This window comes from Microbacterium sp. 13-71-7, from assembly GCF_002257455.1.
Classification (GTDB): domain Bacteria; phylum Actinomycetota; class Actinomycetes; order Actinomycetales; family Microbacteriaceae; genus Microbacterium.
Window position 1 is genome coordinate 1 of record NZ_NCKN01000073.1, and the last position, 16,718, is coordinate 16,718.

General features: G+C 71.0%; 13 protein-coding genes and 1 pseudogene. 10 read left to right on the forward strand and 4 right to left on the reverse strand.

Annotated features, from left to right (window positions below):
* A partial coding sequence (locus B7X32_RS09040; RefSeq protein WP_292718700.1) for a hypothetical protein occupies nt 1–1,498 on the reverse strand: 1,498 nt, incomplete at its 3' end.
* A complete protein-coding gene (locus tag B7X32_RS09045) occupies nt 1,495–2,301 on the reverse strand; it encodes a glycosyltransferase family 2 protein (protein WP_292718702.1) in 807 nt (268 codons plus the stop codon). The genes B7X32_RS09045 and B7X32_RS09040, both read right to left, overlap by 4 nt.
* Nucleotides 2,302–2,442: 141 nt before the next feature.
* Here B7X32_RS09045 and B7X32_RS09050 point away from each other — a divergent pair, with 141 nt between their 5' ends.
* A complete protein-coding gene (locus B7X32_RS09050; protein ID WP_292718704.1) occupies nt 2,443–2,919 on the forward strand; it encodes a GtrA family protein in 477 nt (158 codons plus the stop codon).
* Between the two features lie 98 nt (nt 2,920–3,017).
* On the opposite strand, the gene B7X32_RS09055 is transcribed toward B7X32_RS09050, so the two are convergent.
* Nucleotides 3,018–4,592 carry an AMP-binding protein gene (locus B7X32_RS09055; RefSeq protein WP_292718706.1) on the reverse strand — a complete coding sequence of 525 codons (1,575 nt, stop codon included), beginning with the start codon at nt 4,590–4,592 and terminating at the stop codon, nt 3,018–3,020.
* A gap of 207 nt (nt 4,593–4,799) precedes the next feature.
* On the opposite strand from B7X32_RS09055, the gene truA reads away from it, so the two are divergent.
* From truA to B7X32_RS09080, 5 genes are all read left to right on the forward strand, one after another.
* A complete protein-coding gene (gene truA, locus B7X32_RS09060; protein WP_292718708.1) occupies nt 4,800–5,678 on the forward strand; it encodes a tRNA pseudouridine(38-40) synthase TruA in 879 nt (292 codons plus the stop codon).
* A 216-nt stretch (nt 5,679–5,894) separates the two neighbouring features.
* Complete coding sequence (locus B7X32_RS09065) at nt 5,895–6,794, forward strand: hypothetical protein (RefSeq protein WP_292718710.1); 900 nt, start codon at nt 5,895–5,897, stop codon at nt 6,792–6,794.
* 85 nt (nt 6,795–6,879) lie between these two features.
* The gene (locus tag B7X32_RS09070) at nt 6,880–7,548 is read left to right on the forward strand and encodes an endonuclease/exonuclease/phosphatase family protein (RefSeq protein WP_292718712.1); all 669 of its coding nucleotides are present in this window, start codon (nt 6,880–6,882) and stop codon (nt 7,546–7,548) included.
* A 122-nt stretch (nt 7,549–7,670) separates the two neighbouring features.
* Nucleotides 7,671–8,981 carry a UDP-glucose/GDP-mannose dehydrogenase family protein gene (locus B7X32_RS09075; RefSeq protein WP_292718714.1) on the forward strand — a complete coding sequence of 437 codons (1,311 nt, stop codon included), beginning with the start codon at nt 7,671–7,673 and terminating at the stop codon, nt 8,979–8,981.
* Nucleotides 8,982–9,096: 115 nt separating this feature from the next.
* On the forward strand, nt 9,097–10,302 hold the full coding sequence (locus tag B7X32_RS09080; protein ID WP_292718716.1) for a hypothetical protein: 1,206 nt from the start codon (nt 9,097–9,099) through the stop codon (nt 10,300–10,302).
* A 31-nt stretch (nt 10,303–10,333) separates the two neighbouring features.
* On the opposite strand, the gene B7X32_RS09085 is transcribed toward B7X32_RS09080, so the two are convergent.
* Nucleotides 10,334–12,271, reverse strand: coding sequence for a DUF4012 domain-containing protein (locus B7X32_RS09085; RefSeq protein ID WP_292718718.1), 1,938 nt, complete (start codon nt 12,269–12,271; stop codon nt 10,334–10,336).
* 406 nt (nt 12,272–12,677) lie between these two features.
* On the opposite strand from B7X32_RS09085, the gene B7X32_RS09090 reads away from it, so the two are divergent.
* From B7X32_RS09090 to B7X32_RS09105, 4 genes and pseudogenes are all read left to right on the forward strand, one after another.
* Nucleotides 12,678–14,570, forward strand: a complete 1,893-nt coding sequence (locus B7X32_RS09090) for a nucleoside-diphosphate sugar epimerase/dehydratase (protein ID WP_292718720.1) — start codon at nt 12,678–12,680, stop codon at nt 14,568–14,570.
* On the forward strand, nt 14,563–15,696 hold the full coding sequence (locus tag B7X32_RS09095; protein WP_292718722.1) for an aminotransferase class I/II-fold pyridoxal phosphate-dependent enzyme: 1,134 nt from the start codon (nt 14,563–14,565) through the stop codon (nt 15,694–15,696). Before B7X32_RS09090 ends, B7X32_RS09095 begins: the two co-directional genes overlap by 8 nt.
* Nucleotides 15,697–15,699: 3 nt before the next feature.
* The gene (locus B7X32_RS09100) at nt 15,700–16,320 is read left to right on the forward strand and encodes a sugar transferase (RefSeq protein WP_292718724.1); all 621 of its coding nucleotides are present in this window, start codon (nt 15,700–15,702) and stop codon (nt 16,318–16,320) included.
* Nucleotides 16,313–16,718, forward strand: a pseudogene (locus tag B7X32_RS09105) (acetyltransferase); the annotation flags it as partial. The gene B7X32_RS09100 and the pseudogene B7X32_RS09105, both read left to right, overlap by 8 nt.

A 16,718-nucleotide genomic window follows, 5' to 3' on the forward strand; every position in this document is an offset into this window, starting at 1 on the left:
AGCCCAGGGTGGGGGTATGGCGCATCGCGGGGGCGTCGAACAGCCCGAGGTGCGCGCCGGTGAGCACGACGGACGACACCGGCCCGCCCCAGGGCTTCGCGGCGAGCCAGTCCACGTCGTTGTCGCGCACCCACGCCGCGAGCGGCGCGACCGCGGCCCGCTGCTGGGCCAGCGTCTCGGCGGGCGTCCGGGTCGTGCGCAGGGTGTCTCCGACCACGCCGCCGGACACCACGGCGGCCAGCGCGAGGGCGGCGGCGACAGCCGTCGCGCGCATGAGGCCGCGTGCTCCGCGCGACCCGCGCCGTCGCCACAGTGCCACGACGGCGCGCACCGCGATCGCGGCGAGGAGCGGAGCGAACGCGAACACGCCCACCGCGGGATGACGCACCCACAGCGGCAGCTGAGCGGCCTGCGACCACCAGCCCACGAAGGCGAGAAGGCCCACAGCGGATCCGAACCCGATCGCGAGCAGCTGCGCATCCCGCTCCCACCAACGGGACCGGCCCGGCCGTGCAAGGGATCCGGACGCCTGCGGATCCGCGTCCGACGAGAGGCGCCGCGCATCGCGTTCCGCACCCGCACCTCGGCCGGGCAGCGCGGCCCACGCCACCACGACGGCGGCGAGCAGGACGGCGAGGGCGACGAGCCACCACGGCACGAACCAGGATCCGGCCAGCGTGCCGAGCTTCTGCGGCACCGTGGTCGGCTCGATGTGCTGGCCGCCGCTCAGCAGGAAGCCGCCCAGCGCGCGCACGTGGCGGGCGTAGCCGGTGAGGCCGAGCGAGAGGAGCGCGATCAGCTCCATCAGCACGGTGGGGGCGGCCACGAACGCGAGCGGCGCGATCGCGCGACGCAGGGTCGTGCCGAGCCTCCGCCGAAACGGTGCGGCGGGGGCGAGCAGGAACAGGGCGACGGCGAACGCGGGCAGGGCGAGCAGGGCGATGAGCTTGGCCTGCACGGCCAGCCCGAGCAGCAGTCCCGCGAGCCAGGCGCGGCGCGGCAGTACGATCAGCGCCCACACGATGAGCGCCGCCGCGGCGATCTCCCCGAGCAGATCCGCCGGGCCCTGGATCGGAGAGACGCTGTCGGCCGTGTTGAACGCGAGCGGGAGCGCGACGGCGACGAGTGCGCCGAACCGGCCCGCGAGGCGCCGTCCCAGCACGCCGAGTCCGATCAGCAGCAGCACCCAGAAGGCGAGCGGCACGAGCCGGGCGCCGATCACCGGATCCACGCCCAGCGCGAGCACCCCGGCGACCGGCAGCAGCACGACCGGTCCGGTGGAGATCCGCGGGTCGAACGGCGTCAGGGTCGACCCGGACAGCGCGCCGTCGCTCGCATAGCCGAGCCCGGCCACGAGGTTGCGTGGCACGGTGAGGTTGAAGGCCTCGTCCTCCCAGAATCGCAGCACGGTCAGGCTGTGCCACATCACGATCGCGTTCGCGACGATCAGCAGCCCGAGCAGGATCCAGAATGCGATTCCGGAGAGGCGTCGCGTCATGCGGATCCGGGGCCCTCGAACTCGAGCGCCCGCAGCGGCGCCCCGGGGCGCAGCGACCACATCCAGGCCTCGCGCAGCGCGCTGAGCGCGAAGAGCACGAGCTTCTTGGGCGGCAGCGACGGGCGTGCGACCTTGCCCCACATCGTGCCGGTGCTCGATGCGCCGCGGCGCGGGATGCTGCGCACGCGCAGATAGCGCACCGAGAACCCGGCGCGGACCTCGGCGAGCGAGAAGTGCACATGCGGCACGAGCGCATCGGAGGGCACGGCGTTCACGAGGACCTGCAGCGCCTCGGGGCGGTACGCGCGCAGCGGGGTGTTCACGTCGGGCACGCCGCGTCCGACGACGACGGCGGTGAGCAGGCGCACGCCCGCGGTGAGCAGGCGGCGGTACCAGGCGTCGGTGCGGGAGTGGCGCACGCCGTGCACGACGTCCGCGCCCGTGCGGCCGAGAGCGCGCACGGTCGACGCGATCTCGGATCCGAGGAACTGCCCGTCGCCGTCGACGTGCACGATCGCGTCGGGGGAGAGCGCGAGCCCGCCGCGGTATGCGGCGAGGGCGGTGGGGCCGTGGCCGCGGTTGGCCGGCTGGGTCTGCACGTCGATGTCGTCGACCCCGGACAGGGCGCCGGCCGTGCCGTCGGTGGAGCGGTCGTCGGCGACGACGAAGGTCACGCGCTCCGCCAGCGGGGCGACGGCGGCGCGGATCTCATCGATGAAGCCGCCGATGCCCTCGGCCTCGTTGTAGGCCGGCATCACGACGGCCAGATGGGCGTACTGCACTCGAACCTCGAGCCTTCTCATGGAGGGCCCGTGCGGGCCGGAGCGGGACCCGTCGGAGCCACGGCGGCACCGGCGGAGTCTTCGCGGAGGAGGGAGCGGGGATCCACCCGTTCACGCCAGGCGTCGTGGGCCGCACCGTCCCCCGGGTATTCTAGTAGGGCTATGGATCGCCGCTCCCGGTTGCGCCGTCTGGCGGGAGTCGGCACCCGCTTCCTGATCGTCGGCGGCATCAGCACCCTCATCGAGGTCGGCGCGTTCAACCTCTTCGTCTACGCCTTCGGGTGGGATCTCGTCGTCGGCAAGATCGCCGCGAGCCTGGTCGCCCTGGTGAACGCGTACATCGGCAACCGCGAGTGGGCGTTCCGCGGGCGCGACCGGCGCGGACGCGTCGCGGAGATCGTGCTGTTCCTCGCGGTCAACCTGGTCTGCACCGTGCTCGGCGCGGGCATCGTCTGGCTCGGCGCCGACGTGGTCGAGGGCATGACCGGCCGCGCACCGGGGCCGGCGATGGTCAACCTGATCAACCTCGGCAGCATCGCGGTGATCGTGCTGGTGCGCTTCGTGCTGTACCACTACATCGTCTTCCGGCACATGCCCAAGGCGGCGACGGCCACGGCCGACACCTCGCGAGACACCTGATTCCGTGTGAGACACCACGTCTGGTGCGGTGTCTCACATAGAAAGTGGTGTCTCGCGGATCCGCCCAGGCCCAGGCCCAGGCGCGGGCGCGGACCCGCTCAGGCGCGGGCGCGGAGATCCTTGCGCAGGATCTTGCCCGAGCTCGACTTCGGGATCACGTCGATGAACTCCACCAGGCGCACCTTCTCGTGCGGTGCGACGTGGGCGGCGACGTGCGACTTCACGCCCTCGGCGTCCAGCTCCGCGCCCGGCTGCAGCACCACGAACGCCTTCGGCACCTCCTGGCCGTCCTCGTCCAGGACGCCGATCACGGCGGCGTCGGCGATCGCGGGGTGCTCGAGCAGCACGGCCTCCAGCACGGCGGGCGCGACCTGGTAGCCCTTGTACTTGATGAGCTCCTTCAGGCGGTCCACGATCCGGAACACCCCGCCGGCCGTCACGGTCGCGACGTCGCCGGTGTGCAGCCAGCCGTCCGCGTCCAGCATGTCGGCGGTCGCGTCGGGGCGGTTGAGGTAGCCCTTCATGACCTGCGGTCCGCGGATGAGCAGTTCCCCTGGCTCGCTCGCGCCCTCGGCGGGAACGACGACGTCGGATCCGTCCTCGGCGAGCAGCCGCGCCTCGGTGTTGGGGATCAGCAGCCCGACCGAGGAGAGGTCGATGTCGTCGCGCTCGACGGGGATCGTGTGCGTGACGGGGCTGGTCTCGGTCATGCCGTAGCCCTGCCGTACGATGCAGTCCAGGCGCTCCGCGACCGCGTGCGCGAGGGCGCCGTCGAGCGGGGCTGCACCCGAGAAGACGACCTTGACCGCGCTCATGTCGTACTGCGCGACGAGCGGGTGCTTGGCGAGCGCGACCGCGATCGGCGGTGCGATGAAGAGCCAGCTCGTGCGCTGCTCGGCGATGATCCGCAGGAACTCGACCAGATCGAACTTCGGCATCGTCACGAGCGTGGCCCGCAGCCGCACGGCGAGGTTGAGCAGCACCGTCATGCCGTAGATGTGGAAGAACGGCAGGACGGCGAGGATCCGGTCCTCGTCCTTCAGGTCGATCGAGACGGTGCTCTGCGCGACGTTCGCGACGAGGTTGCGGTGCGTGAGCATCACGCCCTTGGGGCGACCGGTCGTGCCGGAGGAGTAGGGGAGCACGGCGACGTGCGTGGCGGGGTCGAAGGTGACCGCGGGGGCGTGGCGCCCTTCGGAGAGCAGGTCGCGCAGGGAAGGATGCCCCTCGGCGCCGTCCAGGACGATGAGCTGGTCGGCGGGCAGGCCCAGCTCGGCGGCGGCGGCCTCCGCCTGCGGCAGCAGCGGGCTGACCGTGATGAGCCAGAACGCGGAGGCGTCGCGCAGCTGGTTCGCGATCTCGTCCGCGGTGTAGAGCGCGTTGATCGTGGTCGCCGTGGCGCCGGAGCGCAGGATCCCGTGGAACACGGTCGCGAACGCCGGGACGTTCGGGCAGAGGAGCCCGACCGCGTCGCCGACGCCGATGCCGCGCGCGGCGAGGGCGCCCGCGAAGAGGTCGATCTGTCCGATCAGCTGGCGGTACGTGGTCTCGGCCCCGGACATGCCGTCCACGAGCGCGACCCGGTCGAGGTCGTGCTCCGAGATGTCGCCGAAGAGGTACTCGTGGATCGGTACCGCGGGGATCTCGACCTGGGGGTGGATGCTGCTGACCATGGGATCTCCTTCGATCTCGGTCGCGTGCGGTCGGGCGCCGCGTCGCTTGCGATTCAGTGTCGCATGAAACGGCACTGGGTGTCAGGGCTGGTTTCGGGGCCTTCCCCGCCTTCCCAGGGCGCGGGGGAGCGGACCACCGGCCCTCGCCCGCAGGTCTGCGGCAGGGCCCCGCGGCAGGGCCCTGACGGCCCCGGGTACCCTGGATCCGTGCGCATCCGTCTCGACATCGCCTATGACGGCACCCATTTCCGGGGCTGGGCGAAGCAACCGGGGCTGCGCACCGTGCAGGGCACGATCGAGCAGGCGCTCGCGCGCATCGTCGGCCCTTCGGCCGGGGGCGACGCCGCGGCGGGGGCCGATCCTCGGCTCGTGGTCGCGGGCCGCACCGACGCGGGCGTGCACGCCACGGGGCAGGTCGCGCACGTCGACCTCGACGAGCAGCAGTGGGCGCGCGTCGTCACCCGCAACGGGCGGGCGGCGTCGGATCCGGCCGGTTCGCTCGCCTCGCGGATCCGCGGAGTGCTCGGCCAGTATCCCGACGTCACGGTGTCGCGCACGTCATCGGCCCCCGAGGGCTTCGACGCCCGGTTCTCGGCGGTGTGGCGCCGCTATCGCTACCGCCTCGCGGATGCGCGCGCCGGCTACGATCCGCTGCTGCGGCACGACACCACGACCATCCGCGGATCCCTCGACGAGGCAGCGATGGACGCCGCGGCGCAGACCCTCATCGGCCTGCACGACTTCGCCGCGTACTGCAAGCCGCGCGAGGAGGCCACCACGATCCGCACGCTGCTCGACTACCGGTGGACGCGGGACGCGACGGGCGTGCTCGTGGCCGAGGTGAAGGCCGACGCGTTCTGCCACAGCATGGTGCGCGCGCTCGTGGGCGCGTGCGCGGCGGTGGGGGAGGGGCGCCTCGAGGTGGCCGACCTCGCACGCCTCCGCGATGAGCTCACCCGGACGAGCGCGTTCAAGGTGCTCGCCGCGCGCGGTCTGACGCTCACCGAGGTGGGCTACCCCGCCGACGAGCTGCTCGCCGCGCGTGCGGAGCAGACCCGCAACCGCCGCGACCGCGACGACGACTGAGAGGCGTTCGGGAAGCCCGCCGGGGATGGTGTCCCGCCCTGCGGCGGCCCCCGATCCTCCCCGGGCGGGGGCCGCCGTCCCCAAGCATCGGCCCCGGCGTGGAAGGAGCGGGCCGGTCTCCCCAGCGCCGACCTCCGACGCTCCTCGGGTACCACGCGCGTGAACCGTATGCTGAATCTACGTGTCGGCTCTTCACAGGCGACGAGGGGGACTGTGATGGTGGAACCCGAGGGTCGGCCACAGGATTTCGCCCTCGCGCTGCGCCGTGCCGTCGCGGACAGCGGACTGTCTCTGAGCGCCGTGCACAAGCGCCTCCTCGCGCACGGCAATCGCGTCTCGTTGACGACCCTCAGCTACTGGCGATCCGGCGACAGGCTTCCCGCCGGCGCCGCCTCGCTGAGCGCGGTGGAGGACCTGGAGCGGATGCTCGGTCTGGACCAGGGGTCTCTGATGGACCGGATCCCGCCGGCCGCGCGGCTCGGGACGCTGGCCGCGCCGAGCGTGCCCTTCGACGAGGAGCGCGAGCGCCGCGAGACCGAGGAGACGTTCGCCGCGCTGAACGCCGCGCCGCAGCTCGCGATCCGTGACCTCTCGACGCACATGACCGTCTTCACGCGCCCCGACGGGACGGTGCACCGCACCGAGTTCCAGTGCGTGATCCAGGTGACGCGCGGGATCGTGACGGAGATCCCGCTGATCGACGTCGCCCCGGAGGAGACGGACGCGATGAGCGAGATCCTCGACGTCGTCGGCGGCCGGCTCGACCGGGCGTACCAGCACCCCGGTCGACTGCTCTCCGGGATCGTCATCGCGCTGGACGAGCCCGCCGCGGCCGGCGAGACCTTCACCCTGCTGTTCGCCGAGGAGCTGCCGCCCGGATATCCGCCTCGACGGAGCGCCTGGCACGCGACGGCGAGACGCGCGAAGGAGACGGTCATCCGGGTCATCTTCCCCGAGGGAGCGGAGCCGGACTGGTGCGAGGAGTACGTCGAGACCGAGTCCGGCGAGGAGTATTCCGGCCCCGCGGCTCTCCGAGGCCGGATCGCGCACGCCGTCCGGCACGGCTTCGGCCCCGGCCTGCTCGGCCTCCGGTGGGGAACCGGTACCGCGAGGTGATCCGACGTCGGCGGATCCGTAACACCGGGTGAATACCGTGCGCTCGCCCAGGGTACGGGGAGTGCGCGCGAGTAGCGTGGGAGGCGTGCGGATCATCTCCTACAACCTGCGCAAGCACAGGGCGGCGCATGAGCTCGACGACCTCGTCGACGCCCATGACCCCGACGTGCTGTGCCTGCAGGAGGGCGACACCGCCTCCCTGCCGGAGCGCGCCGGAGGTCTGGTGCTCGCGCACACCACGCAGCGCAATCGGCTGGGGCTCGCCATCTACTACCGCTCCAGCGCCTTCCGGCTCGTCGACATGGCGGCGGTGTCGGTCAAGAAGTCGCTGCACGATCATGTGCTCCGCCCCGCGCACGAGCGCCTCCTCGGCGTGCGACTGCGCGACATCGACGCCGGCCGCGACTTCCTCGTCGCCTCATTGCACGCGGCGCCGCTGACCGCGCGCAACGCGCTGCGACGGGACCAGATCCGTGCGGCCCTGTCGGAGCTCTCGGAACTCGGCTGGGGGCTGCCGCAGCTCATCGTGGGCGACTTCAACTACCCCGTCTTCAAGGAGCGGCTCAGCGAGCACATGCGCGATGTCGGCTACGAGCTCGTGATGAGCGACCAGCACACGTATACGCGCTACCGGGTCTTCCGCGGTTTCTACGACTTCGCCGCCGCCTCCGGGTTCATCGTCGAGTCCGTGCGGACGCTGCCGCAGGGGGAGTCGGACCACCTGCCGATCCTGGTCACCGCGACGCCGAAATAGGCTGTCCCGCGGGTCCGCCGTGCGGCGGATCGTCGTGCCGCGAGCCGATCGTTCATCCGCACGTCACCCTGCCGTCGCCTCGAAGCCGCACGCGGGAGAGGCGGCAGCGGTGAACTCTCGTCATGCGGATGTCTGTGATCGGCTGCGGGTATCTCGGGGCCGTGCACGCGGCGGCCATGGCGTCGATCGGCCACGAGGTGGTCGGGATCGACACGGATCCCGGCAAGGTCGCCGCGCTCGCCGAGGGGCGCGCGCCGTTCTTCGAACCGGGGCTGGACGAGCTGCTGGCCGGCGGCGTCGAGAGCGGGCGCCTGACCTTCTCCTCGGACATCGCCGATGCGCGCGGCGCGCAGGTGCACTTCCTCGCCGTGGGCACCCCGCAGCAGGCGGATTCGTCGGCCGCGGACCTGCGCTACGTGCGCGCGGCGCTCGATGCGCTGCTCCCGCAGCTGCGCCCCGGCGACGTGGTGGCAGGCAAGTCCACCGTGCCGGTCGGAACCGCTGCCGCGCTCGCCGGCGCCGTGGAGCGCACCGGCGCCACCCTGGTCTGGAACCCCGAGTTCCTCCGCGAGGGCTGGGCGGTGCACGACACGCTCCGCCCGGACCGCCTCGTGGTGGGGGCTGCGGCGGACGAGGCCGGCGCGCGCGCCACGGAGGTGCTGAGCGAGGCGTACTCCGACGCGATCGCCGCCGGCAGCCCGTTCCTCGCGACCGACCTCGCCACGGCCGAGCTCGTGAAGGGCGCCGCGAACGCCTTCCTCGCCACGAAGATCTCGTTCATCAACGCGATGGCCGAGATCGCCGAGGCCTCCGGCGCCGACGTCACCCTGCTCGCGGACGCGATCGGCCATGACGAGAGGATCGGCAGGCGGTTCCTCGGCGCCGGGATCGGGTTCGGCGGCGGCTGCCTGCCCAAGGACATCAGGGCGTTCGCCGCACGGGCGGAGGAGCTCGGCCGCGGCGCATCCGTGGGCTTCCTCCGCGAGGTCGACGCGATCAATCTGCGCCGGCGCGAGCACGCGGTGCGGCTGGTCGTCGACGCGTTCGGCGGCAACGTCGTGGGGCGGCGGATCACGATGCTCGGCGCCGCGTTCAAGCCGCACAGCGACGACGTCCGCGACTCCCCGGCGCTCGAGGTCGCGACCCGGCTGCGCGGGCTCGGGGCGAAGGTGACGGTGACGGATCCCGAGGCGATCCCGAACGCGAAGCGACTGCACCCGCAGCTCAAGTACAAGGCGGACCGCGATGAGGCGATCCGCAAGGCGGAGGCGCTCGTGCTGGTCACGGAGTGGGATCTGTACCGCCGCGAGCTGGATCCCGCGCATGCCGCGAGCCTGGCGGCCGGGCGGGTCATCGTCGACGGGCGCAACTGCCTGGATCCGGTGGCGTGGCGTGCGGCGGGATGGACGTATCTCGGGATGGGGCGGCCCTAGCGCCCGCCCGGCGAGCGCACCACGCAACCGGGGGATCGGCAGGCGACACGACCCGGGAGCCGACCGCTTTGTCGATAGAGTCGAGTACCGCATCGACGTGGGAAGGCGGGGACGGATGCCGGATGAGGACCTGCCCCGGGACGGGGCCGACGCCGCAGGGACTGCGGGCGCCGATCGTCTGCAGCCCGACGACGGGCGCGACTTCGACCTCTCCTCGTTGTTCCCGCACGACGAGGACGAGAACCCCGGTGCGGGCCGGCACGACGACGTGGGCGTCCTGTTCGCGGATCCGACGCCGACGCCATCGCGTCCGGCGAAGCTTCCCGCGCCGATCGACGACGACCTGCGGCTGACTCCCGCGACCCTTCTCGTCGACACCGCCGAAGGGCACCTGTTCGACGAGGCCGCGACCGAGGCGCACCCGTTCACGCATGCGTTCCCCGCTCCCGCGCCCGCTCGGCCCGAGCCGCAGCACGCGCAGTCCTACGGCTTCGCCCGTCCGCAGCTGATCGCGATGGCCATCGGGCTCGTCATCACCGCGGCGGGCGCCGGGTGGGCGCTGGCGTCGCCCGTGGCCTCCGCCCCGGTGGCCGTGCAGGCGTCTCCGACCGCGACGGTCGATCCGGACCGCGTGGCGAAGGTCGACGGATCGGTCGATGCGCTCGCCGCCGCCGTGACGGCCGCGCAGGCGAGTGCGGATTCATTCAAGACGCCGCTGGCGGCGATGGCCGGGTACAGCGACGAGTCGGCGCGGCTCGCGGCGGACGCCGCGCGCCAGGCGTACGTCGCCGCGATCTCCGCGGTGAAGGTGCCCAAGCCGGCCGGCAAGAACGCGACCAACCCCTCTCTGGACCAGCTCGAGCGCGACGTCGCCGCGGCGAACGTGTCGCTCAGCGCCGCGAGTGCGGGATTCCGCAGCGCGATCACGACCTTCCGGCAGTCGCTCCCGGCGTTCGCGGTGGCCGCCGTCGCCGCGAACGCCGACGCGGCGGAGCCGTTCCGCACCGCGGTCACCGACGCCGCAGCTGCCGCCGCTGCATCGGATCCGTTCGGTCCGACGCCGTTCGCCGCGATGGACGCCTGGCGCAATGCGCTCGCCGCACTCGTCACGGACCAGGCGCGCGCCGTCGCGGAGGCGGAATCGAGCGGATCCGGCGGATCCGGCGGATCCGGCGGATCGGGCGGCAGCGGGGGAACCTCGGGCGGCACCACCACGGAGCCGACCGCACCGCCCGCGCCCGAGTCGTCGACGACGCCGACGCCGCCGAGCGATCCGGTGACCACCCCGCCGCTTCCGGTGGATCCTCCGCCGACGTCCTAGCCGGCGCGCGAGCGATCCGGAGATCCCTCTCCTATTTCTTCCCCGGCACGCACCCCGGGGTGTCGATCGTGACGGGGGTCGGCTTGACCATCGGCGTCTGGCGGACTTCGAGCGCGCCGTAGGTCCCGGCCGGTGCGTTGAAGGACGCCACGATGGTCGCGGTCTGCCCGGGCGACGTGTTCACGTTCACCTTGACCGCGCCGCGGCCCAGGTGCGTCAGCCCGGGGACGCCCACCGGCTGGCCGTTGATCGTCACGCCGGTCAGGGTGGACCCGACCGGGCCGTAGAGGTACATGTCGGTCGAGACATCGCCTTTCGGGAAGAAGCGCCCTGGGGCGATGTACACGGGCAGGCTCGGGATCACTGCCGGATCCAGCGTGTTCTGCAGCGTGACCGTGGTCGTGAACAGCACCGGGTCGTTCTTCTGGCACTGGCCGCTCCACGCCGAGATGCCCATCTGCATGTAGTAGTCGAGCTTGCCCTCGGTGATGTCGTCGATGTAGACGCCGAGGGCGGTGGCCTTGGCGTTGTCTGCGGGCATGTTGCCGCCCACGGGCGTGCCGGCCAGCAGGTCGGCCTGCGCCTTGTCGCTCGGGGAGTACATCAGGCGCCCCTCGTTCGAGGCCTGGACGAGCGCCGTCAGCAGGGCCTTCGGCTCGGCGTGCGTGGTGAGCATCGCGTCGAAGACGCTCTTGGCGGCCGCCGCGAAGAACCGGTCCTGCACGGCGGGATCCGGGTACTTCGCATAGACCTCGTTGAGCAGCAGCGGCACGGCGCTGTCGGCGGTGAGGGTCTCGCCGAACGGCGCGGGCATGGTCACAGGACCGATGGCGCGCAGCAGGTAGCTGAGCGCGACCGGATCGAACGAGGCGACGGCGTCGATCGGGGTGCCGAACGACTCGGCCCAGTAGGCCCGCACGATCTGCGCCGTCTCGCTGAAGTCGGGGGAGAGGGTGGAGTCCTGGATGTAGCGCCCGATCTTCGTGCCGTACAGGGCCTCGGTCTCGGGATCGAGCGGGATGATCGGATCCGTGCGGCCGTTGTGGAAGTCCTGCGACCCGGCCTGCTGCGTCATCGAGACCCTGCCGTTGTCGGCGGTCAGCAGCGCGATCGCGGCGGGGTTGCCGCCCGTGCCGCGAGACTCCGCGTTGTTCTGGAAGATCAGCAGATAGTGCTGCGGGCCCTCGGCGCCGAGGGCCTTGGGCAGGATCGTGAGCGCGTTGTGGATCGGGGTCACCGTCGGCTCGATCTTCGCCATGGCGGCGTCGAGCTTGGCGACGCCCGAGGCGACCTGGTCGATCAGGGCGGACCGGTCGAGCTTGTCGAGACTCGTGCGTATGCGGGTGACGCTCGCGTTCGCGGTCTCGATCGTGGCGGCGAGCTTCTGGAGGTTGGCGACGTCGATCGCGCCGTCCTTCGGCATCAGCGCCTTGAGATCGATCGCGGTGAGGGGCGTGATCGCGTGGGTGACGAGATCGTTGACGGATCCGGCGACCACGCGCGCCGCGACCAGGTTCGGCCCGGCCACCGGCACCCATTCGGCGTTCTTCCACAATTGGCCGGTGGTCTCCTTCTCGGCGGACGCGGTCAGCTGCGAGATCCGGGCGATCGTGGCCTTGGCCGCGGCGGAGTCGCCGTCGATCATCTGCTGCTGGACGGTGTCGACGAGCGGGATCGCCTTCTCGAGGTCGGCCTTGGCGGCCATGGCGTGCCCGTACAGCTGCTTCGCCGCGAGGAAGCCCGCGATGGCGAGGCCGATCAGCACGAGCAGGATCACGAGCGGCACCCAGAAGCGGGCGCTCTTCAGCAGCGGTCGACGGTACCGGTGCGGGTGCCCCGCCGATGCGCTCGGATGAGCGGAACCGCTGTCGTGCGCGGAGCCGCTCTCGAGGGACGCGAGGAGGTCGTCCCCCTCGGGGGCGGATGCTGCCGTGGCACGATGTGCGTCGTGCCCGTTGCGGGCGTGCATGGCTCGGCTCGGTCGAGCCCTACGGCACCACGGGTCGGGTGTTCATGTCGCCATTGTGATCCTCGCGAGGGGCCACCGCCACTGGCAAAAAAGTCGCTCCGTGTCCTCGATCCGCTGACGCGTGGATGCGGTTCCCCCTCGGTGAAGGACAGGGCGCCTGGATCCCGCTCCGGCGCGTGTTCCCGAGGGAGGCCGCGGTTCACGACGTTGTCAAAAACATGCGAAATGCGAACGAAGGACGTACGCGAAGCGTCACTTTCCGGACAATGTCACTCGGCGTTCTCCCAGCTATGAGATCCTGGAGGAGCAGGGGGAGTGGTACGGAGCGCCGCTCCGCGCCTCGGGATTGCTGACGACAAGCGTCTACGCATCGATGCTTCGCGGAAACGATGAGGGGGGATTTGCGGTGCTGAGTGGGAACCGAGACAAGATCGCGACGACGACGCGCGCGCTGGTGACCCAGCAGCGGCGCCGACGCTGGGTCGCGGCGCTGGATGCCTTCGCCTGGATCCTCGGAACGTTCCTCGCCGTCGGCCTGCGCCTCGACTTCACCCTGCCGCTCACCGGCTGGCTCGCGACGCTCGGCCTTGGAGTGGCCGCCGCGGCGATCCAGCTGATCGTCGGCTACGCGCTCGCCCTGTACCGCGGTCGCTACCCGTACGGCTCCTTCAGCGAAGTGTGGACCCTCGCCCTCGTCGTGGCGGGGATCACCCTGATCCTCTCGTCGGTGATCGTGCCGTCCGGCAACCTGATCGGCCTCCCGCGAGGGACGGTGCTGCTGGCAGGCCCCTTCGTGCTCCTCCTCATGTTCGGCGTGCGCTATGTCGCCCGTCTGACCATCGAGCGCTCGCGCAAGCCCTCGAGCACCGCAGAGCGCACCCTCGTGCTGGGTGCCGGCTATCTCGGCGACCGGCTGCTGCACACCATCACGACCGACCCCGGCTCGCCGATCCTCCCCGTGGGGCTCATCGACGACGACCCTGCGAAGAAGAACCTCCGCCTGCGCGGTGTTCCCGTGCTCGGGCGTCGCGCGCAGCTCGCCGAGATCGCCGCTCGAACGGGCGCGACGAGGCTCGTGATCGCACTCGGCAACGCCGACAGCGTGCTGCTGCGCGAGCTGAGCGACGCGGCCGACGCGGCCGGCATGAGCGTCTCGGTCACGCCCACGATCACCGACTACATGCTGGACGGACACGCCACGGTCGACGTCCGCGACATCGAGATCGAAGACCTCATCGGCCGGCACCCGGTCGACACCAACGTCGAGCTCATCGCCGGCTACATCACCGGCAAACGCGTTCTCGTGACGGGAGCGGGCGGATCGATCGGATCCGAGCTCTGCCGCCAGCTCGCGAAGTTCGGCCCCAGCGAGCTGATCATGCTCGACCGGGACGAGACCGGTCTGCAGACCGCTCAGCTCGGGACGGCCGGCAACGGGCTCCTCGACTCGAACGAGGTCGTGCTCGCCGACATCCGCGATGTCGCGGTGCTGAACGCCATCTTCGACGAGCGCCGTCCCGAGGTCGTCTTCCACGCGGCCGCGCTCAAGCACCTGCCGATGCTCGAGCAGTACCCCGACGAGGCGTGGAAGACGAACGTCCTCGGTTCGCTCAACGTGCTGCAGGCCGCGCGTCGCGTCGGTGTGAGCCACTTCGTCAACATCTCCACCGACAAGGCCGCGAACCCGACGAGCGTGCTCGGTCACTCCAAGCGCGTCGCGGAGAAGCTCACCGCCTGGGCGGGGGAGCAGACCGGGATGCAGTACCTCTCGGTGCGGTTCGGGAATGTGATCGGCAGCCGGGGATCCATGCTGCCGACCTTCCAGCGCCTGATCGCCGACGGGCGCCCGATCACCGTCACGCACCCGGACGCGACCCGGTACTTCATGACGATCCCCGAGGCATGCCAGCTGGTCATCCAGGCGGGGGGCATCGGCCGGGCAGGCGAGGTCCTCATCCTGGACATGGGCGAACCCGTCTCGATCCTCGAGGTCGCCAAGCGCATGATCTCGATGTCCGGCAAGGACATCGAGATCGTCTTCACAGGGCTCCGCCACGGCGAGAAGCTGCACGAGGAGCTGGTCGGGGCGCGCGAGAACCTCGAGCGTCCGTTCCACCCGCAGATCTCGCACGCCCACGCGGACACGATCAGCCCCGAGCGCCTCGACAAGGCCGGCTGGGAAGCGCGGATGAAGGCGGAGCCGCGCAACAACGACACCGCCGTGATGGACCGGATCATGATCGATCAGGTCGTCAACGGATCGACGCGCGTTCCCCAGGAGGCACCTTCGAATGGCTGACCGGATCTACATGTCGTCTCCCGACGTGACCGAGCTGGAAGAGCAGTCGATCATCTCGGCGATCCGTTCCGGTTGGATCGCACCCCTCGGCCCTGACGTCGACGCGTTCGAACGTGAACTGGCGGAGCGGCTGGGGGTCGGGCACGGCGTCGCGCTGAGTTCCGGAACCGCCGCGCTGCACCTGGGACTGCTGACCCTGGGCGTGAAGCCGGGAGATGTCGTCGTGACCTCGACCATGACCTTCGCCGCGACCACCAACGCGATCGTCTACACCGGTGCCGAGCCCTACTTCGTCGACGCCGAGCCGCACACCGGGAACATGGATCCCGCTCTCCTGCGGGAGGCTCTGACGACGTTGCGCGATGCGGGTGAGCATGTCGGCGCCATCGTCCCCGTCGACCTTCTCGGCAAGGCCGTGGACTACACCGCGATCCTCGCGATCGCGGAGGAGTTCGGCGTGCCGGTGCTGGCCGACGCCGCGGAGTCGCTGGGGGCCTCGCACGCCGGTCGCGCCGCGGGGAGCTTCGGCCGGGCTTCGGTGGTCTCCTTCAACGGCAACAAGATCATGACGACCTCGGGCGGCGGAATGCTGCTCACCGACGACGCCGATCTCGCCCAGCGCGTGCGGTACCTCGCGACGCAGGCGCGTCAGCCGGTGGCGCACTACGAGCACATCGACGTCGGGTACAACTACCGGATGAGCAACCTGCTCGCCGCCCTCGGTCGCGCGCAGCTGTCCCGGCTCGACGCGATGATCGCCCGCCGTCGTGAGATGCGGGAGCTCTACAAGGAGCTCTTCGCGACGGTCGACGGCGTCGAGGTCTTCGGCGCCGAGGGCGACGAGCACGACAACGTGTGGCTGACATCGATCCTGATCGACGAGAAGCGCACCGGCTGGGCCCCGACCGATCTGTCCGCAGCGCTCGCGAAGGACGACATCGAGAGCAGGCCGCTCTGGAAGCCGATGCACAAGCAGCCGGTGTTCGCCCATCATCGCGGCGTCATCAACGGCGCCTCGGAGCGTCTGTTCGAATCGGGTCTCACGCTGCCCAGCGGGTCTGCGCTGACCGATGGACAGCGCGCTCGCGTGGTCGACGGCATCACCGCCTTCGTCGGTGGGCGCTGATCCGTGACAGACGGCACCAGACCCTACGACTTCGTCAAGCGCCTCCTGGACATCGTGGCCTCCGTCGTGGCGCTCGTCCTCCTGTCTCCGGTGCTCCTGATCGTCGCGCTGCTGGTCGCGATCCGGCTCGGCCGGCCGGTGCTGTTCGTGCAGCCCCGGCCGGGCAGGAACGGACGGATCTTCCGACTGCGCAAGTTCCGGTCGATGCGCGACATCGATGAGGCTCGCGGGCTCGTCAGCGACGCGCAGCGTCTGACGCCGTTCGGGCGTGCACTGCGCGCGACGAGCCTCGACGAACTGCCGTCGCTGTGGAACGTGCTCCGCGGCGACATGAGCGTGGTCGGTCCGCGCCCCCTCCTCGTCGAGTACCTGTCTCGGTACACCCCGGAGCAGGCGCGGCGGCACGAGGTCCGCCCCGGAATCACCGGCCTGGCCCAGGCGAGCGGCCGCAACGCCCTCAGCTGGGAAGACAAGTTCGCCCTCGACGTCGAGTACGTGGAGAACCGTAGTCTGGGACTCGACGCGCGCATCATCCTCGCGACGATCCGCTCGGTGATCGCGCGGGAAGGTATTTCGGCGGAGGGGCAGGCGACGATGACCAGATTCGGTGAGACCGATGGCTGACGGCATCATCGTCATCGGGGCCGGTGGATTCGGTCGTGAGACGCTCGACGTGATCGAGGCGATCAACGCCGTCACCAGGGACTCCGTCTGGGATGTCATCGGCGTGGTGGACGACGCTCCCGCCGAGATCCACGTCGAACGGCTCCGCGACCGCCAGATCCGTCTCCTTGGAGGGATCGACGCGAATCGAGAGCTTTTCGACGGCATGCACTACGTCGTCGGCATCGGCTCGCCCGGTGTGCGGGCACGCATCGCGGAGAAGGTCGAAGCCTGGGGAGCGCGGCCGGTGACCCTGGTGCACCCAGCGGCAGTGGTCGGGACGTGCGTCGTCATCGCCCAGGGATCGGTGGTGTGCGGCGGCGTGCAGATCTCCACGAACGTGCGACTCGGCAAGCATG

What these genes read in the sequence shown, in the direction of transcription:
- B7X32_RS09045 (WP_292718702.1), bottom strand. Translation starts at nt 2,301, where the DNA reads ATGAGAAGGCTCGAGGTTCGAGTGCAGTACGCCCATCTGGCCGTCGTG.
- B7X32_RS09050 (WP_292718704.1), top strand. Translation starts at nt 2,443, where the DNA reads ATGGATCGCCGCTCCCGGTTGCGCCGTCTGGCGGGAGTCGGCACCCGC.
- B7X32_RS09055 (WP_292718706.1), bottom strand. Translation starts at nt 4,592, where the DNA reads ATGGTCAGCAGCATCCACCCCCAGGTCGAGATCCCCGCGGTACCGATC.
- B7X32_RS09065 (WP_292718710.1), top strand. Translation starts at nt 5,895, where the DNA reads ATGGTGGAACCCGAGGGTCGGCCACAGGATTTCGCCCTCGCGCTGCGC.
- B7X32_RS09075 (WP_292718714.1), top strand. Translation starts at nt 7,671, where the DNA reads ATGCGGATGTCTGTGATCGGCTGCGGGTATCTCGGGGCCGTGCACGCG.
- B7X32_RS09080 (WP_292718716.1), top strand. Translation starts at nt 9,097, where the DNA reads ATGCCGGATGAGGACCTGCCCCGGGACGGGGCCGACGCCGCAGGGACT.
- B7X32_RS09085 (WP_292718718.1), bottom strand. Translation starts at nt 12,271, where the DNA reads ATGCACGCCCGCAACGGGCACGACGCACATCGTGCCACGGCAGCATCC.
- B7X32_RS09095 (WP_292718722.1), top strand. Translation starts at nt 14,563, where the DNA reads ATGGCTGACCGGATCTACATGTCGTCTCCCGACGTGACCGAGCTGGAA.